Consider the following 15,460-nt stretch of genomic DNA (forward strand, 5'->3'; position numbering starts at 1 on the left):
AGGCGGAACCTCATGGCGGACACCGCGATCTTCGACGTCGACGGCACCCTGGTCGACACCAACTACCAGCACGCGCTCGCCTGGTACCTGGCATTCCGGCGCTTCGACATCACCCTGCCGGTGTGGCGGTTGCACCGTGCGATCGGCATGGGCGGGGACCAGCTGGTGGCCCACGTCGCCGGCGACGACGTCGAGCAGCGTCACGGTGACGACGTCCGGTCGGCGTGGGTGGAGGAGTTCGATGACATGATCGACTCGGTCGCCGCGTTCGACGGCGCCACCGAGCTGCTCGCCGAGGTCAAGAAACGCGGATTCCGGCTCGTGCTGGCCAGTTCGGGCAAGCAGAAGCACGTGGACCGTTTCCTCGACCTGATCGGCGGGAAGGACATCGCCGACGCGTGGACGACGTCGGAGGACGCCGAGGCATCCAAGCCCGCACCGGACCTGGTGCAGGTGGCCCTGGACAAGGTCGAGGGCCGCGACGCCGTCATGGTCGGCGACTCGACGTGGGACGCCGTCGCCGCCGGCAAGGCGGACATCCCCACCATTGCCGTCCGTACCGGGGGCTTCTCTGTCGAGGAGCTGACGAGGGCCGGGGCGACCACGGTGGTCGAGTCCCTGATCGAGCTGCGGGACGGTCTCGACGACGGTCCGCTGGGCCGCCCCACCCGATGAGTGGCGGGGCACGCAACGACGATCCGGGCCAGGACGGGACGGACGCCGGCACGGCGAAGCGTTCCGCCGAGGCGGCAGCGGCCGAGGAGCAGCGCGCGCTGACCGCACTGCAGGCGGATCCCGGGCCGGTTGGCCCGGCGTGGTCCTACGGGCCCGGACCGGACCAGATCGCCGAGCTGTTCGGGCCCGACGACGGACCGCTCGTCGTCGTCGTGCACGGCGGTTATTTCCGGCCCGGCACCGACCGCACCCACGCCCGCCCGCAGGCGCGTGCGCTCGCCGCGGAGGGGTATCGCGTCGTGCTCGCCGAGTACCGGCGGGTGCCCGGATCCCCCGACGACACGGTCGAGGACCTGCGGGCGCTCGACGCCGCCCTCGCTGCTGTACCCGGCACGGCTCTACCCGGCACCGCGGGGCACGTCACCTCGGGGCACGGCACCTCGGGGCACGGCACCGCCGCCGCGTGGGTGGGCCATTCCGCCGGCGGGGCTCTCGTCCTGCTGCGGGCGCTCACGGCCGACCTCGCCCCGGTGCCGGTGCTGGCGCTCGCCCCGGTCGCGGACCTGGCGGTCGCGGACCGTGATCACCTCGGTTCGGACGCCGTCCCGGACTGGATCGGCGGGTCGCCGGCCGAGTACCCCGACCGCTACGCGCGCCTGGATCCGCAGGCGCTGCTCAAGTCCGGATCCGAGCCGGGTGCGTCCGTGACCGTCCTGCACGGGAACCGGGACACGCTGGTGCCCGTCGCCCTCACCACCGACCTGCCCGCGTCACCGCGGCTGCACGCCCGGATCCTGGAGGGCGCACACCACCTCGACCTGATCGACCCCGACAGCCCGCACTGGCCCGCCGTGCTGGCCGAACTACACCGGCTGACCGACCCGTGAACCTAGCTCCGCCCTGCCCCCTGTCCGCCCTGCCTCGTGTCCGTGAGTTAGCGGACTCCGCTCGAACAGGCGGCTCTTTGAGATGCCCTTGCGGGCGCAGGTGGCTAACTCGCCAGAAGAACGGAGGGAGGACGCGTGCCACAGGACCCCTCGGACCTGCGGGAGGACCTGCTGCGGGTCACCGCGGACTTCACGCGCATCGTCCGGTCGGCCCGGCGCGACGAACTCGACCGGCCCACCAACGGGACCCGCTGGAGCAACCGGCAACTCCTGTTCCACCTGGTCCTGGGACAGAACGTCGCCCGCACCGCGATCCCGTTGATCGGCATCTTCTCCCGGCTGCCCGACCCGGTGGCACGCGGGTGGAGCCGGCTTCTGCAGAGCTGCACGGTTCCCTACAACGGCGTGAACTGGGCCGGCAGCGCGGCCGCCGGCCGGCTGCTGAGCCCGGACGCGATGACGCGCATGATGGACCGCACCACGACGTCGATCACGGCCTGGTACGACCGGGCGGACGAGGAGGCGCTCGCCCGGGGGATGTGGGTGCCGCCGTCCTGGGACCCGTACTTCCAGCCCTGGATGACACGGCGCGACATCCTCGCGTGGGCGCCCCAGCACTACCGGCACCATCGTCGTCAGTTGACCCTGACGACGCTCCACCCCGCCCCGCCGTGAGTCAGCCGGCTCCGCCGGCACGCCGATCCGCCACTCCGTCGGAGAACCGACCTCACCACTCCGCCGAACCGCATCACCAGGCCAGGATGCCGTAGCCGCCGTCACCGTCGCCCTCGGTGGTCCACAGATGCCCGTACAGCAAACCGGAGGCCCGTGGTCGGGCAGGGTCGCCAGGTGGACGCTGGGCTCGGCGCCCTGCTCCACCGGGCGGACGCCGCGTGGCCGTTGAAGTCGGTGTCGGTGAATCCCGGGTTCGCGGCGTTGACCTTGATCGGGGTGCCGGCCAGTTCCTTCGCGTACTGGGCGGTGAGCATGTTGACCGCGGCCTTGGACGAGGGATACTGCGCCGACGCCGGCATCCCGCTCAGCGGCGTCACCCCGACGCGCGAGTTCGCCGGTTCCGCCCGAACGTGGGGCTCTTTGATGTGCCCTTTCGGGCGGTAGTGGCGAACTCAGCAGGCGGGACGAGATGTGCTGCAACCCGTTCAGCGCAGCAGCTCGTCGATCCGGACGAGCGCCGTCGCGACCTCGGCGTACGACGTACTCAGCGGCGCAAGCCCCAGCCGGATGCCGCCCGGCTCCCGGAAGTCCGGCACGATGCCCTCACCCCACAGCTGCCGGTAGAGTTCCCGGCACCGCGGGTGCGCGATGGTCACGTGCGCCCCCCGCCGGCCCGGGTCGCGTGGGCTGACGACGCGGACCCCGCGGCGGGACAGCAGCCCGTCGACGACGCCGATGACGAACTCCCCCAGCGCCGTCGCCTTCGCCGTCACGGCGGACAGGCCGACGTCCTCGACCAGGTCCACGGTGTCCTCGATGCCGGCCATCCCGAGCACCGCCGGGGTTCCGGAGACGAAGCGGCGCATCCCGGTCCCGGCGGCGTAGTCCGGGCCCATCATGAACGGCTCCGCGTGACCCATCCACCCCGTGATCGGGGACGCGAGGTCGGATTGCAGCCGGGTGGCCACGTACCCGAAGGCCGGTGCCCCCGGACCGCCGCCCAGGAACTTGTAGGAGCAGCCGACGGCGAGGTCGACGTCGTGCTCGTCGAGGCCGACCGGGATCACCCCGGCGGAGTGGCAGAGGTCCCAGAGCACCAGGGCCCCGGCGCCGTGCGCGGCCGCCGTGATGGCCGGCAGATCCGCCAGCCACGCCGACTTGTACGCGACGTGGGAGAGCAGCACGACGGCGGTCCGCCCCCCGACGACGGCGCGGACCTGCTCCGGTGTGACGCCGCCGGCCGGGTCCGGGTCGATCCACACCAACCGGGCGTCGAGCGCGTCGGCGAGCGAGGCGGCCACGTACCGGTCCGTGGGGAAGTTCTCCCGGTCGAGCACCAGGTCGACGCGTCGTCCGCCGCTGACCGCCCGCTGGTGCACGAGGGCGGCGTGCAGGAGCTTGTACAGCATGACGGTGGTGGAGTCGCCGATCACGGTCTGCCCGGGGGCCGCCCCGAGACAGACGTCGCCGAGCCGGTCACCCAGCCGGTAGGGCAGCGCCATCCATTGCTCGTCCCAGGACCGGATCAGGCCCGTCCCCCAGGCACCGCGCACCAGTTCGTGCAGTCGGGTCTCGGTCGCGAGCAGGGGCCGCCCCAGCGAATTGCCGTCCAGATAGGCGGTGACGGGGACGTGGCCGGGTGAGCCGTCGGCGGGCACGAAGAGGTCCCGGCAGCCGGCGAGGCGGTCGAGGGCGTCCAGCCTGGCCGCGGTCTCGCGGATCACGTCGGCGCTGGTCAAGTCGGCGCTGGTCAAGTCCGTGCTGGTCTGGTCGGCGCGCATCGCGTCGGCGCTGGTCGGATCATCAACAACATCGGCGTTGGTGCGGGCGGCGGCGGCCACGGGGTCGGGCGTGCGAGAGGTCACACGGACTATCCTGCGACAGTCGGGGGACAACATGCCACCCGGCGACCGCCGCCGCCTCGCCCAATCCCGGGAGGAACCGTGCCGAGACCGCTCCGCGACCGCTTCGACGGGCACATCGCCGGCTTCGGCACGGGCAGCGGCCTGCGCGTGGTCGTCGGGCACTGGCACGTTTCCCCGTTCGGGGCCTTCACCGACGTCATGCTGCAGGGTCCGGACGGCACGCGCACGCTGGTGGCACCGGACCCGGCGATCGCCGACTACGTCGGGGCCACGTACCGGTTCGACGAGGTGCGCGTGGAGCCCGTCTCCTGCGCCATCGCCCCGGTGGTCCCCCCGGCCGAGATCGGCGACGGCGGGGTCCTCACCGCCACGCTCGACCTCGCCGCCGGCGCCCTGACCGCGACCGTCGGCATCGGCGGTCGGACCGGCTGGGGCCGGCTGCTGCGCTGGGTTCCCGGACCTCTCGCTGCCGCTCCGGCGTGGCTGCGACTGATCGACCCGGTCGCGGCGCGGGTGGTCCGCGGCGTGCACACGGCCGGCGCTGCCGGCGGCGGTCGGCGGGAGTTCTACGGCGTGCGGGACCTGCATCGGGTGGTGTCCGTCGACGGCGACGACGACGGGGTGGACCTGGGTGGCCTGCGCCTCCTGGCACCGCCGGTGACCTTCGGCTTCTCCTCCGCGCCGGCCGCCCCGTCACTGGCCCGGGTCACGACGACGATCCTGCACTGACGGAGGATCCACGGCGAACCTTCGGAGGCGAGCGCGTCCCGAGCCGGATCCGACCGGCGCCCCCGATGGCGCACCGCGTGCCGAGCGGGCGGAGCGGCGGCGACACGCCGTCGGTTCGCTTCAACCCTGCTGCTCGGCCGCCCACGCGTCGACGCGGCGGGCGCTCTCCTGCTCGGAGAGGTCCTCGACCCGGCTCATGATGGACCAGCGAACGCCGAACGGATCCCGGACGCTGGCGAACCGGTCCCCGGAGACGAAGGTGGACAGCGGCTCCCGGACGGTCGCCCCGGCGGCCTCCGCGCGTCGCGTCACCTCGTCGGCGTCCTCGACGTAGAGCCCGAGGGAGTAGCAGTCGCCCTCGCCCTCCGGCGGCGGCACCAGATAGTAGTCCGGCATCGGTTCACCGAGCTGGAGGTGGCCGTGGCCGAGATCCAGCTCCGCGTGGACGACGACACCGCCCATCTCCGTGACGCTGACCGCCCGGGCGCCGAACACGTCGCGGTAGAAGTCGATGGCCTCGGCGGCCCGCGGCACGGCGATGAACGGGGTGAGACGGCTGACGCCGTGCGGAATGCCCGCGGTGGTGTGCTGACCGGTGACCCCGCGGGTGTTCTCCTGTGATGATGTGCTCATGAGCCGACGGTAGAACGTGGCCCCACCGGTCGGTGGCGGCGGCCATGCGCCCCGACGGCGATCCGACCGAGCTGCGGCAACGAGCGGTCACCGCCTTCACGGCCTGGTTGGTGCGTCGGATCCCGGTGATCACCGACGCCGGCCGCATCTTGTATCGGGCTGTCCCCCGCGGCGATGATCCGCCGCCGACGGTTGCAGGAGGCGGCGGAACGGCTACGTCAAGAACCCGGGCTCTCCCTGGCCGCACTGGCCGCGGACCTCGGGTACGCCGACCAGGCGCACCTGACCAACGACTTCCGTCACGTCCTCAACGTCACCCCGAGCGGATACCGGCGCGACCTCGACGCCGACTGAGGTCGACGGCGGACCGCCTGTCCGCGGCACTGGGCTGTGCCAGCGGGACCGGCCTCGACGCCGACGGCGGGCAACGCCTGGACGGCACTACGGGTCAGCCGGCCGCGGAGAGCTGACGCAGGGACGCGGGCAGGTCCCGGAAGGCCGCGGCGACGCCCGGGTGAGCGATCCGCCCGTCGGCCACGTTCAGCCCCTTCGCCAGTGCGGGGTCGGCTCGCAGTGCCTCCTCGGGGCCGAGCCGGGCCAGCCGCTGCACGTACGGCAGGGTCGCGTTGATCAGTGCCTTGGTCGAGGTCCAGGGCACTGCTCCGGGCATGTTCGCGACACAGTAGTGCTGGATCCCGTCCACCTCGAAGACCGGGTCCTCGTAGGTGGTCGGGTGAGACGTCTCGAAGCAGCCGCCCTGGTCGATGGCCACGTCGACCAGCAGGGAGTGCGGCTTGAGCAGCGCCAGATGCTCCCGGCGCACCACCTTCGGCGCGGCGGCGCCCGGCACCAGCACGGCACCGATGACGGCGTCGGCGTCGGCGAGTTCGGCCGCCAGGGTGTGCGGGTCGTTCATCAACACGCGCACCCGGCCGCCGAAGACTTCCTCCAGCTGGCGAATCCGGGCGGCACTCGTGTCGAGCACGGTCACCTCGGCGCGCAGGCCGAGCGACATCAAGGCCGCCTGGGTGCCGACGACGCCGCCGCCGATGACGACGACGCGGGCCGGCCGCACGCCGGGGACCCCGCCCATCAGGATCCCGGCACCGCCGAACGGGGCCTGCAGGTACATGGCGGCGGCCTGCCCGGCCAGCCGCCCGGCGACCTCGCTCATCGGCGCCAGCAGCGGCAGTCCGGTGTGGTCCTGCACCGTCTCGTAGGCGATCGCGGTGGTGCCCGACCGGAGCAGCGCCTCGGTCAGGGGCCGGTCCGCAGCCAGATGCAGGTAGGTGAAGAGGGTTTGCCCGGCGTGCAGGTGCGGGTATTCCGCCGTGACCGGTTCTTTGACCTTGACCAGCAGTTCGGCGTCCGACCAGACCCGCTCGGCGTCGGCGATGGTGGCACCGGCGGCCTCGTAGTGCGCGTCCGTGTGCCCGGCCCCGACCCCGGCGTCGTGCTCGACGAGCACCCGGTGACCGTCCGCGGTGAGGGACTGCGCGCCGGACGGGTCCAGGCCCACACGCCGTTCCGCTGGTTTGATCTCCTTGACGACTCCGACGCGCATCGAGTTCTGCCTTTCCGGCTGTGGCGCCGCACGGATCTCGTCGACGCGATTGACCGATCGCGGGGGATGGGCGATCCGGTTCCTTCCAGCGTGCGGGGACGAGCGCGGAAAGTCCAGAGGTGGTGGTTCTCACCGCGGGCGGCGAACGGGTTCGACGGCGAGAGCGGTCAGCCCCGGACGTTCCGCAGTGCGGCCTCCGCCAGCCGGTTCCACTCGGACACCTGCTCGACCGGGACGGCCACCCAGCCGGTCTCGACGACGCCGTCACCGGCGGGCGAGAAGTCGCCGGAGCCTTCCAGCGCGAGCGCATCCCGGGCGGCAGCGGTGTTCCGGCCCAGACGGAACGCCATGGTGTCGCCGTTGAGGCACGCGAACGGGTGACCGGCCACGAACAAGCCGGAACCGCCGAACGCCTCCCCCGTGGTCACGCCTTCACCCTGCAGGTCGACGGCGAGCTGGGTGACGAGGGCTTCGACGTCCATCGGTCAGCCCCCAGTCCCGGGCCGGCCGGCGTCGGCGATCGCGTCGGCGGCGGTCGGATCCGCATCCCGCAGGAAGGCGGCGACCCGTTCCGCCTCGTCGATCTCCCCGATCTGCGCGGCGGCCTGCCCGAGCGCGGCCAGAGCGCGGAGGAAGCCACGGTTGGGCTCATGCCGGTAGGGGACGGGACCGGCGCCGCGCCAGCCGGCCCGGCGCAGCGCGTCCAGGCCACGGTGGTAGCCGACCCGCGCATAGGCGTACCCCTCGATCACACGGCCGTCGCCGAGGGCGTCCTCGGCGAGCAGCGCCCAGGGCAGGGAAACGGCCGGGAACTGGCGGGCCAGGTCCTCGGCCTCGTCCCCGGCCTCGAGGCGGGCGTCCAGATCGGGCCGCTCGGGGAGCAGGGTGGGGTCGGGCTGCAGCAGGTTGCGATGCGGGTCGGCGGTCATGGGGTTCCTCTCGGGACGGGCGGACGCCGGGCCCGCGCCACGCGGAGTACGCGGCGCGGGCCCGGCGTCAGGGTGCGACGGTGACGGGGTGCGGCGGTGACGGGGTGAACCGTCAGAAGGTGTGACCGGCGGAGCCGAGGTGACGGGCGGCCTCGGCGACGCGGGTGGCCATGCCGGCCTCGGCCGCGGCGCCCCAGACCCGGGGGTCGTACTGCTTCTTGTTGCCGACCTCGCCGTCGACCTTGAGCACGCCCTCGTAGTTGGAGAGCATGTGCCCGGCGACGGGACGCGTGAAGGCGTACTGGGTGTCCGTGTCGATGTTCATCTTGATCACGCCGTAGGAGACGGCGTCGGCGATCTCCTGCTCGGAGGAGCCGGAGCCGCCGTGGAAGACGAGGTCGAAGGGCCGTTCCTTGCCGAGCTTCGCGCCGACCTCGTCCTGGATCTGCTTGAGGATCTCGGGGCGGAGCTTGACGTTGCCCGGCTTGTAGACGCCGTGGACGTTGCCGAAGGTCAAGGCCGTGATGTAGCGGCCCTTCTCGCCGGTGCCCAGCGCCTCGACGGTCTTCAGCCCGTCGGCCGGGGTGGTGTAGAGCTTTTCGTTGATCTCGTTCGCGACCCCGTCCTCCTCGCCGCCGACGGTGCCGATCTCGACCTCGAGGATCATCTTCGCCGCCGACGTGCGCGCCAGCAGCTCCTCGGCGATCCGCAGGTTCTCCTCGAGGGTCTCGGCGGAACCGTCCCACATGTGGGAGTTGAAGACGGGACCGTCACCGCGTTTGACGGCGGCCTCGGACTCGGCCAGCAGCGGCAGGACGAAGCCGTCGAGCTTGTCCTTCGGGCAGTGGTCGGTGTGCAGCGCGATGTTGACCGGGTACTTCTTCGCGACCTCACGGGCGAACGCGGCGAAGCCGAGCGACCCGGCGACCATGTCCTTGACCGAAGCGCCGGACCAGTAACCGGCTCCACCCGTGGAGACCTGGACGATGCCGTCGGAGCCGGCGTCGGCGAACCCCTGCAGCGCGGCGTTCAGGGTCTGGGACGACGTGACGTTGACCGCCGGATAGGCGAACCCGCCCTGCTTCGCGCGATCGATCATCTCGACGTACTTCTCGGGCGATACAACGGGCATGTCGTCTCCTTGATCCGTCGGGGGCGACGGCCCTCTGCCGCCGCGGCTGTGCTGGCGGGCCGGTGCCGCCGCCCAGGACTTCCGCTCTCATCCTAGTTGGCAGGCGACGCCCCGCGCCGGGGCGGGACGCCGTCCGAGCCTGTCAGCCGGGCAGCGTACCGAACCGGTGTTGCCGCACCCACGCGTGCATGGCGATCGCCGCCGCCGCCGCGGCGTTGATGGACCGGGTCGAACCGAACTGGGCGATGGAGAGCGTCGCCGACGCGGCGTCGTGCGCCGCGTCCGTCAGCCCCGGACCTTCCTGGCCGAACACCAGCACGCACGCCTCGGGCAGTCCGGCGGTTTCCAGGGGCACCGCGCCGGGACCGTTGTCGATGGCGAGGACCATCAGACCGGCGTCCCGCGCCCACGCGAGGAAGTCCGCCAACGTGTCGTGATGGCGAACGTGCTGATAACGGTCGGTCACCATGGCGCCTCGCCGGTTCCACCGCCGACGCCCGATGATGTGCACCTGCGCGGCGAGGAAGGCGTTGGCGGTGCGCACGATCGAGCCGATGTTCGCATCGTGCTGCCAGTTCTCGATGGCGACGTGAAACGGATTCCGGCGTCGGTCCAGATCGGCGACGATCGCCTCGTGCCGCCAGTAGCGGTACTCGTCGACGACGTTGCGGGAGTCGCCGTGCCGGAGCAGTTCGGGGTCCCAGTGCGCGCCCGTCGGCCAGCCGCCCTCCCACGGCCCCACTCCGACGGGTTCCACTCCCACGGGCACCGCGGCCGGACCGTTCGCCGGGTGACGGTCGGGCGGGTCGGTAGTGGACGAGCAACTTCCGGGCGGGTGGGTCACCGTCTCACGGTAGTACGAGACCCGGCGCGGAGCGCAGCCACGGCCGCCACCGTCTGCTCGTCCCGCGCCAGCGCGGGATCGACGACGGCGAGCAGGGCGGCGGTCTGGTCGGTGTCGGTCTGCCCGGTGCCCGATCGTCCGGTGTCCACGGCCGTGTCGATCCGGTCGGCCGACGGGTCCGCGATGGGGATCCCGGCGGTGACCTGGGCGGTCATCTGGTCCATCCAGGCGGCAACCGGTCGCAGCGCCGCCGCACCGTCCCGGCCGGCGTCGCGCTCGGCGCGGTAGACCGGCAGGGCGCGGGCGGCCAGCTTCAGGGAGCCGTCGTTGCCGATCTGGGCCAGGTGGTGGGCGATCCGCGGGTTGGCGAACCGTTCCCGCAGGGCGGCACGGTAAGCCGGGACGTCGAGCTCGGGAGCTGTCAGATGTCGCTCGGCTGCGTTCCAGAAGTCCTCGACCCAGCCGGCGACCGCCGGGTCGGCCAGCGCCTCGGCGACGGTCGCGTGACCACGCAGCTGCCCGGCATAGGCCAGCAGGGAATGGGCACCGTTGAGCAGCCACAGCTTGCGCCGTTCGAACGGCTCGAGGTCCCGCACGAACACCGCGCCGGCGTGTTCCCAGGCCGGCCGGCCGGCCGGGAAGTCTCCGGCGAGGATCCAGGAGGAGAACGGCTCCGTGACCACCGGGACGGCGTCGGCGAACCCGGTGGCCGCGGCCACGGAGGAGCGGTCGGCGTCGGTGGTGCGCGGGGTGATCCGGTCGATCGACGTTCCCACGAAGGAGACGGTCGCCTCGATCCAGTCGGCGAGTTCGGCGTCCACCAGTCGCGCGGTGCCGAGCAGCGCGGCGCGGGCCGCAGCGTCGTTGGCCGGCAGGTTGTCGCAGGGGACGACGGCCAGGGGTCCGGCTCCGGCGGCCCGGCGGGCGGCGAGCCCGACGACGAGCCGGCCGGCGGCCGTGCGGACCCGGGTCCCGTCGACGTTCTCTGGTCCGGCACCGTCCGTGGTCACACCGCCGATCCCGTGCGCGCGCAGCGCGGCGACGTCCCCGGCGACGAGCGGATCGGCGCCGTCCAGCCGGGGTCCGGCCCCGTCGTCGTGGCTGTCGGACGCCAACCGGTACCCGGCCTCGGTGATGGTCAGAGTGACGACAGCGGTGTCCGGGCTCGCGAGCAGCCCGGAGAGAGTTTGCAGGTCGGCGCCGTCATGCGCCTCGACGACGGCGGTGATCAGCTGGTGTCGGTCCCCGTCGGCGGCGCGCTCGACCAGGGTGTAGAGCCCGTCCTGCGCGGCGAGCTGCTCGGCCGCCTCGGGGCTGCGGCCGGTGAAGGCCGCGATCCCCCAGCCGTCACCGGTCCGCTCCGTGTACCAGGCCTGGTGGGCGCGGTGGAACGCACCGAGGCCGAGATGGACGATGCGGACGGGCGGTCGGTGCCCGACTCCGGCGGTGGCGGCGGTCAGAGGACGAGGCTCCCCCGCCGGTGACGGGGGAACGGCCGGTGACGTCTCGGCGGCGCTCACAGCTTGAACGCCCGGCGCGGTGCGGCGTCGACCAGGTCGACGATGAGCTCGAACGCGCGTTCCTCCGTCACCCGGTGCTCGGCGACGAGGCGGGCCAGGAAGGAGGCCTCGACCCGGCGGGAGGCGTCGTGCCGGGCCGGGATCGAGCAGAACGCGCGGGTGTCGTCGATGAAACCGGACGACCGGGAGAAGCCGGTCGTCTCCGTGACGGCCGACCGGAAGCGGAGCATCGCGTCCGGGGCGTCGAGGAACCACCACGGGGCGCCGACGAACACCGACGGGTAGAAGCCCGCCAGGGGGGCGATCTCCCGGGAGAACACGGTCTCGTCGATGGTGAAGGGGATGAGATGGAAGCCGGCGGCGGTACCGAAGTCGGCCAGCAGCGGCTGCAGGCCGGTGGCGAAGTCGACGGCGAACGGGATGTCGTGGCCGGTGTCGGGCCCGAATCGGGCGAGGGTCGTCGGATGCGTGTTGCGGTGCACGCCGGGGTGCAGGGTCATCACCAGCCCGTCGTCGACGGCCATCGCGGCCTGCTGGTAGAGCATGTGCGCCTCGAAGGCGAGCGCCTCCGCGCGCGTCGCCGTCCCGGCCATGCCCTTCGCGAACAGGGCGGCCGCCTCGGCGCGGTCCAGCTTCAGGGTGTCGGCGGTGTGCGTGCCGTGGTCGGAGGACACCGCACCGTGCTCGGCGAAGTAGCGCCGCCGTTCGGCGATGCCGGCCAGGTAGCCGTCGTATCCCGTCGATCCCCCGCCGGCGGCCTGGATCAGCCGGTCGGCGTTGGCGGCGAACCCGTCGGCCCAGAACTTCGTGTAGGCGTCGGGCCGGAATGTCGGCAGCACGCGGGGGGCGAACGACGGGTCGGCGGCGAGGCGGTCGTGCGCGGCCAGGTCCGCGAGCGGGTCGTCGGTGGTGGCGAGCACCTCGATGCCGAACTGCGCCATCAGGGCGCGCGGCCGGAAGCCGGGCTCGTCGATCCTCGCCTGCAGGGCGTCGTAGACGGCGTCGGCGGTCTCCTCCCGCAGGTCCGCATCGTCGACGCCGAAGACGTCGACGAACTCCTGTCGCAGCCAGTAGCCGGAGGCGGTTCCGTCGAAGAGCGGCCAGTGGCGGCAGAAGACACGCCAGGCCTCGCGCGGGGTCGTGTCCGCGCTCCCGCCGACGCGCAGCTGCTCCAGCGGCACGCCGGCGGCGTGCAGCAACCGGGTGACGTAGTGGTCGGGGCTGATCAGCATGGTGGTCGGGTCCGGGAAGGCGACGTCGTCGGCGATGACGGCGGCGTCCACGTGGCCGTGCGGGGAGATGACCGGCAGCGACTCCACCGCGGCGTGGAGGCGTCGGGCCACCTCCCGGACGCCGGGGTCCGCCGGGAACAGCCGGTCGGGGTGCTGGGCGATGGAGGACATGCCACCATCGTCGGAGGGGGCTCGGACGGGGACAACCAGTTGCCATGGGTTGTCTCACATTCCCGACCCTCGCCAGCGCGTCGGATCAGTGACAGGATCGAGATGCCCGCCCTTGCCGCCGTGCCGAGGAGTACGTCATCAGAACCCCCCAGGACATCGAGTGCTGGCTCACCGACATGGACGGCGTCCTGGTGCACGAGAACCAGGCGATTCCCGGGGCCGCCGAGCTGATCGGACGGTGGGTCGACACGTCGCGCCGGTTCCTCGTGCTGACGAACAACTCGATCTTCACGCCCCGGGATCTGGCCGCGCGCCTCTCCTGGTCCGGGCTGGCGGTACCGGAGGAGAACATCTGGACCTCGGCGCTGGCCACCGCCCAGTTCCTCGCCAACCAGGCGCCAGGCGGCCGCGCGTTCGTGATCGGGGAAGCGGGACTGACGACGGCCCTGCACGAGGCCGGGTTCATCCTCACCGACAGCGAGCCGGACTACGTCGTCCTCGGGGAGACCCGGACCTATTCGTTCGAGGCGATCACGAGTGCGATCCGGTTGATCATGGGCGGCGCCAAGTTCATCGCGACCAACCCGGACGTCACCGGGCCGTCGCCGCAGGGCGTGCTGCCCGCGACGGGGTCGGTGGCCGCGCTGATCTCGAAGGCCACCGGCCGGCAGCCCTACATCGTCGGCAAGCCGAACCCCATGATGTTCCGATCCGCGATGAACCGGATCGAAGCGCACTCGGAGACGACGGCGATGATCGGGGACCGGATGGACACCGACATCATCGCCGGCATGGAGGCGGGTCTGCTGACGGTCCTGGTGCTCAGCGGGATCACCCGCCGGGACGACATCAACACGTTCCCGTTCCGCCCCAACCGCATCTACGACGACGTCGAGGCGCTCCTGCAGGATCTGTGAGGCCCGGCGTCCGGGGCAGCCGCATCAGGGACGCGGGGGCAGCACCGCTCCGACGGCCCGGGGCACCGGGAGGCACTGCCAGCTCAGCCGGTCCAGGGCCTGCTGGTAGAGCAGCGGGTTCCACTGCGGGCTGGCATGCGGTGGCCGGGCCCCCGCGGTGGAGATCAACGGCGGGACGAAGTTGCGCGGCAGCGAGTCCGCCCAGCCGGCCGCGGCGTTGACCGAGTCCACCGTGTCGTCGGCGGCGTTGCCCAGGTAGCCGACCCGGGTGGAGCCCAGATCACGGGCGAAGACCCCCACCTCGAAGTTGTAGATGTACGCGGACTCGGACTGGATCAGCGTGTTCGACGGCGCCAGCGGGCTCAGTTGCGCCGCGGTCTGGTCGGCGATCTGCTGCCAGGTCCGCTCGTTCTTGTTCGCCACCCGCTCCCCCAGCTCCATCGCGGCGCGCACCGTGGACGGGATGGCGTAGCCGAGCTCGTACGAGTAGACCAGACCGTCGAACCACCGGGAGTTGAGCACGTCGACCCGGCTGTGGGGCGTGGAGTCGAGCACGATCAGCGGCACCTCGAGACCGGCGCGGCGCAGTCGGACCGCGAGCTGGACGGCGACCATGCCGCCGAAGCTGTGCCCGTAGAGCAGCATCCGGGTGATGCCGCGCTCGGAGACGTACCCGAGCACGGCCCGGGTCAGGGCGGCGATCTCCAGGCCCTCGTTGGAGTAGCCGGCCCACGCGAGTCGACCCCACTTGACCATCGACGGCGCGAGGGAGCTCAGCACCCACTGGCTCTCCTCCCAGCTGAGCTTGAAGCCGGGGAGCACCAGCCAGCTGGTGTCCGGGTGCAGGGCGTCGGCGTCGGGCGCACCCACCCCCTGCACGGTGTGGGTGGACCGTTCGTGGGCGATCCACCCGGTGATGCCGAGATCGGCCGCGAGCACGGCACCGACGGCCGCGGTCCGCAGAAAGGTGCGCCGGGACGTCGTTCGCATCCGGCTGATGAACCGCAGCTGCTGAGCCGCCCGGGTGAGGTCCGGCAGACCGTCCATTGCTCAGAGCCCGAGATCGTCCTTGCTGAAGGCCGAGAGGCAGGGCACCTGCGCGGTCTGTTCGATGCGCTCGCGGGCGCCCGTGTTGCGGTCCACGATCACGAGCACCGCCACCACCTCGGCCCCGACCGCCGTCAGCGCCTCGACCGCCGTCAGGGCCGAGCCGCCGGTCGTGGAGGTGTCCTCGACGACCACCACGCGGCGGCCGGCGACGTCGGGACCCTCCACCTGCCGGCTCATCCCGTACGACTTCTGGGCCTTGCGCACCACGAACGCGTCGATCCGCCGGCCCTCGCCGGCCGCGGTGTGCATGATCGACGTCGCCACCGGGTCGGCCCCCATGGTCAGGCCTCCCACGGCGTCGACGTCGCCGAGACCGTGGCGGTCCAGCAGGTCCAGCAGCACGCGGCCCACCAGGGGCGACGCCTCGTGGTGCAGCGTGACCCGACGCAGGTCGATGTAGTAGTCGGCCTCCATCCCGCTGGCCAACGTGACCCGGCCGCGCACGACGGCGAGTTCGCCGATCAGCTCCTGCAGGCGCGCGCGGGCGTCGTCCAGGGAAGAGGGTGCGCTCATGCACGCCAGTGTATCCAGCGGCCTCTCCAGCGCGCCCGCCCACCGTGCCCGCGGCACCCTGCCG

18 protein-coding genes are annotated in these 15,460 nt (G+C 72.3%); 6 read left to right on the forward strand and 12 right to left on the reverse strand.

Annotated elements, in window-relative coordinates:
- Positions 1-12 precede the first annotated feature (12 nt).
- From BKD30_RS11910 to BKD30_RS11920, 3 genes are all read left to right on the forward strand, one after another.
- Entirely contained in the window at positions 13-675 is a 663-nt protein-coding gene (locus BKD30_RS11910) for an HAD family hydrolase (protein WP_076704852.1), read from the forward strand.
- Positions 672-1,562, forward strand: coding sequence for an alpha/beta hydrolase family protein (locus BKD30_RS11915; protein WP_083956398.1), 891 nt, complete (start codon positions 672-674; stop codon positions 1,560-1,562). Before BKD30_RS11910 ends, BKD30_RS11915 begins: the two co-directional genes overlap by 4 nt.
- A gap of 135 nt (positions 1,563-1,697) precedes the next feature.
- A complete protein-coding gene (locus tag BKD30_RS11920; RefSeq protein WP_083956400.1) occupies positions 1,698-2,237 on the forward strand; it encodes a DinB family protein in 540 nt (179 codons plus the stop codon).
- A 101-nt stretch (positions 2,238-2,338) separates the two neighbouring features.
- On the opposite strand, the gene BKD30_RS17115 is transcribed toward BKD30_RS11920, so the two are convergent.
- Both BKD30_RS17115 and BKD30_RS11930 read right to left on the reverse strand, forming a co-directional pair.
- Positions 2,339-2,596: an SDR family NAD(P)-dependent oxidoreductase gene (locus BKD30_RS17115; protein ID WP_076704854.1), complete on the reverse strand. Its 258-nt coding sequence runs from the start codon at positions 2,594-2,596 to the stop codon at positions 2,339-2,341.
- Between the two features lie 126 nt (positions 2,597-2,722).
- Complete coding sequence (locus tag BKD30_RS11930; RefSeq protein ID WP_076704989.1) at positions 2,723-4,018, reverse strand: kynureninase; 1,296 nt, start codon at positions 4,016-4,018, stop codon at positions 2,723-2,725.
- A gap of 162 nt (positions 4,019-4,180) precedes the next feature.
- Between BKD30_RS11930 and BKD30_RS11935 the strand changes: the two genes are divergently transcribed.
- Positions 4,181-4,831 carry a hypothetical protein gene (locus BKD30_RS11935; protein ID WP_076704856.1) on the forward strand — a complete coding sequence of 217 codons (651 nt, stop codon included), beginning with the start codon at positions 4,181-4,183 and terminating at the stop codon, positions 4,829-4,831.
- A 120-nt stretch (positions 4,832-4,951) separates the two neighbouring features.
- Here BKD30_RS11935 and BKD30_RS11940 read toward each other — a convergent pair whose 3' ends face one another.
- Positions 4,952-5,464 carry a VOC family protein gene (locus tag BKD30_RS11940; protein WP_076704858.1) on the reverse strand — a complete coding sequence of 171 codons (513 nt, stop codon included), beginning with the start codon at positions 5,462-5,464 and terminating at the stop codon, positions 4,952-4,954.
- Between the two features lie 159 nt (positions 5,465-5,623).
- Here BKD30_RS11940 and BKD30_RS16315 point away from each other — a divergent pair, with 159 nt between their 5' ends.
- Complete coding sequence (locus BKD30_RS16315; RefSeq protein ID WP_408033382.1) at positions 5,624-5,818, forward strand: helix-turn-helix domain-containing protein; 195 nt, start codon at positions 5,624-5,626, stop codon at positions 5,816-5,818.
- 94 nt (positions 5,819-5,912) lie between these two features.
- On the opposite strand, the gene ald is transcribed toward BKD30_RS16315, so the two are convergent.
- From ald to uxaC, 7 genes are all read right to left on the reverse strand, one after another.
- Positions 5,913-7,028 (reverse strand): alanine dehydrogenase, encoded by a 1,116-nt coding sequence (gene ald / locus BKD30_RS11950; protein ID WP_076704860.1) that lies wholly within the window; start codon positions 7,026-7,028, stop codon positions 5,913-5,915.
- Positions 7,029-7,195: 167 nt separating this feature from the next.
- A complete protein-coding gene (locus BKD30_RS11955) occupies positions 7,196-7,510 on the reverse strand; it encodes a hypothetical protein (protein WP_076704862.1) in 315 nt (104 codons plus the stop codon).
- A 3-nt stretch (positions 7,511-7,513) separates the two neighbouring features.
- Entirely contained in the window at positions 7,514-7,957 is a 444-nt protein-coding gene (locus BKD30_RS11960; protein WP_076704863.1) for a DUF3151 domain-containing protein, read from the reverse strand.
- A 112-nt stretch (positions 7,958-8,069) separates the two neighbouring features.
- Positions 8,070-9,089 (reverse strand): class II fructose-bisphosphate aldolase, encoded by a 1,020-nt coding sequence (gene fbaA, locus BKD30_RS11965; RefSeq protein WP_076704865.1) that lies wholly within the window; start codon positions 9,087-9,089, stop codon positions 8,070-8,072.
- 142 nt (positions 9,090-9,231) lie between these two features.
- Positions 9,232-9,852 (reverse strand): TrmH family RNA methyltransferase, encoded by a 621-nt coding sequence (locus BKD30_RS11970; protein WP_235861661.1) that lies wholly within the window; start codon positions 9,850-9,852, stop codon positions 9,232-9,234.
- Positions 9,853-9,929: 77 nt separating this feature from the next.
- Complete coding sequence (locus tag BKD30_RS11975) at positions 9,930-11,453, reverse strand: mannitol dehydrogenase family protein (RefSeq protein ID WP_083956404.1); 1,524 nt, start codon at positions 11,451-11,453, stop codon at positions 9,930-9,932.
- Positions 11,450-12,856, reverse strand: a complete 1,407-nt coding sequence (gene uxaC, locus BKD30_RS11980; RefSeq protein ID WP_076704868.1) for a glucuronate isomerase — start codon at positions 12,854-12,856, stop codon at positions 11,450-11,452. Before uxaC ends, BKD30_RS11975 begins: the two co-directional genes overlap by 4 nt.
- A gap of 176 nt (positions 12,857-13,032) precedes the next feature.
- Between uxaC and BKD30_RS11985 the strand changes: the two genes are divergently transcribed.
- Positions 13,033-13,773, forward strand: coding sequence for an HAD-IIA family hydrolase (locus tag BKD30_RS11985; protein WP_083956406.1), 741 nt, complete (start codon positions 13,033-13,035; stop codon positions 13,771-13,773).
- Positions 13,774-13,797: 24 nt separating this feature from the next.
- On the opposite strand, the gene BKD30_RS11990 is transcribed toward BKD30_RS11985, so the two are convergent.
- Together BKD30_RS11990 and pyrE are read right to left on the reverse strand one after the other, a co-directional pair.
- A complete protein-coding gene (locus tag BKD30_RS11990; protein ID WP_076704870.1) occupies positions 13,798-14,820 on the reverse strand; it encodes an alpha/beta fold hydrolase in 1,023 nt (340 codons plus the stop codon).
- A 3-nt stretch (positions 14,821-14,823) separates the two neighbouring features.
- Positions 14,824-15,396 carry an orotate phosphoribosyltransferase gene (gene pyrE / locus BKD30_RS11995; protein ID WP_076704871.1) on the reverse strand — a complete coding sequence of 191 codons (573 nt, stop codon included), beginning with the start codon at positions 15,394-15,396 and terminating at the stop codon, positions 14,824-14,826.
- Positions 15,397-15,460: the final 64 nt, after the last annotated feature.

This window comes from Tersicoccus phoenicis, assembly GCF_001968835.1.
In the GTDB taxonomy this organism is placed as follows: Bacteria; Actinomycetota; Actinomycetes; order Actinomycetales; family Micrococcaceae; genus Tersicoccus; species Tersicoccus phoenicis.

Coding starts and splice junctions, on each gene's coding strand:
- fbaA (WP_076704865.1), bottom strand. CDS start 9,089: ATGCCCGTTGTATCGCCCGAGAAGTACGTCGAGATGATCGATCGCGCG.
- ald (WP_076704860.1), bottom strand. CDS start 7,028: ATGCGCGTCGGAGTCGTCAAGGAGATCAAACCAGCGGAACGGCGTGTG.
- BKD30_RS11930 (WP_076704989.1), bottom strand. CDS start 4,018: ATGCGCGCCGACCAGACCAGCACGGACTTGACCAGCGCCGACTTGACC.
- BKD30_RS11940 (WP_076704858.1), bottom strand. CDS start 5,464: ATGAGCACATCATCACAGGAGAACACCCGCGGGGTCACCGGTCAGCAC.
- BKD30_RS11990 (WP_076704870.1), bottom strand. CDS start 14,820: ATGGACGGTCTGCCGGACCTCACCCGGGCGGCTCAGCAGCTGCGGTTC.
- BKD30_RS11960 (WP_076704863.1), bottom strand. CDS start 7,957: ATGACCGCCGACCCGCATCGCAACCTGCTGCAGCCCGACCCCACCCTG.
- uxaC (WP_076704868.1), bottom strand. CDS start 12,856: ATGTCCTCCATCGCCCAGCACCCCGACCGGCTGTTCCCGGCGGACCCC.
- BKD30_RS11955 (WP_076704862.1), bottom strand. CDS start 7,510: ATGGACGTCGAAGCCCTCGTCACCCAGCTCGCCGTCGACCTGCAGGGT.
- pyrE (WP_076704871.1), bottom strand. CDS start 15,396: ATGAGCGCACCCTCTTCCCTGGACGACGCCCGCGCGCGCCTGCAGGAG.
- BKD30_RS17115 (WP_076704854.1), bottom strand. CDS start 2,596: ATGCCGGCGTCGGCGCAGTATCCCTCGTCCAAGGCCGCGGTCAACATG.
- BKD30_RS11915 (WP_083956398.1), top strand. CDS start 672: ATGAGTGGCGGGGCACGCAACGACGATCCGGGCCAGGACGGGACGGAC.
- BKD30_RS11985 (WP_083956406.1), top strand. CDS start 13,033: ATGGACGGCGTCCTGGTGCACGAGAACCAGGCGATTCCCGGGGCCGCC.
- BKD30_RS11910 (WP_076704852.1), top strand. CDS start 13: ATGGCGGACACCGCGATCTTCGACGTCGACGGCACCCTGGTCGACACC.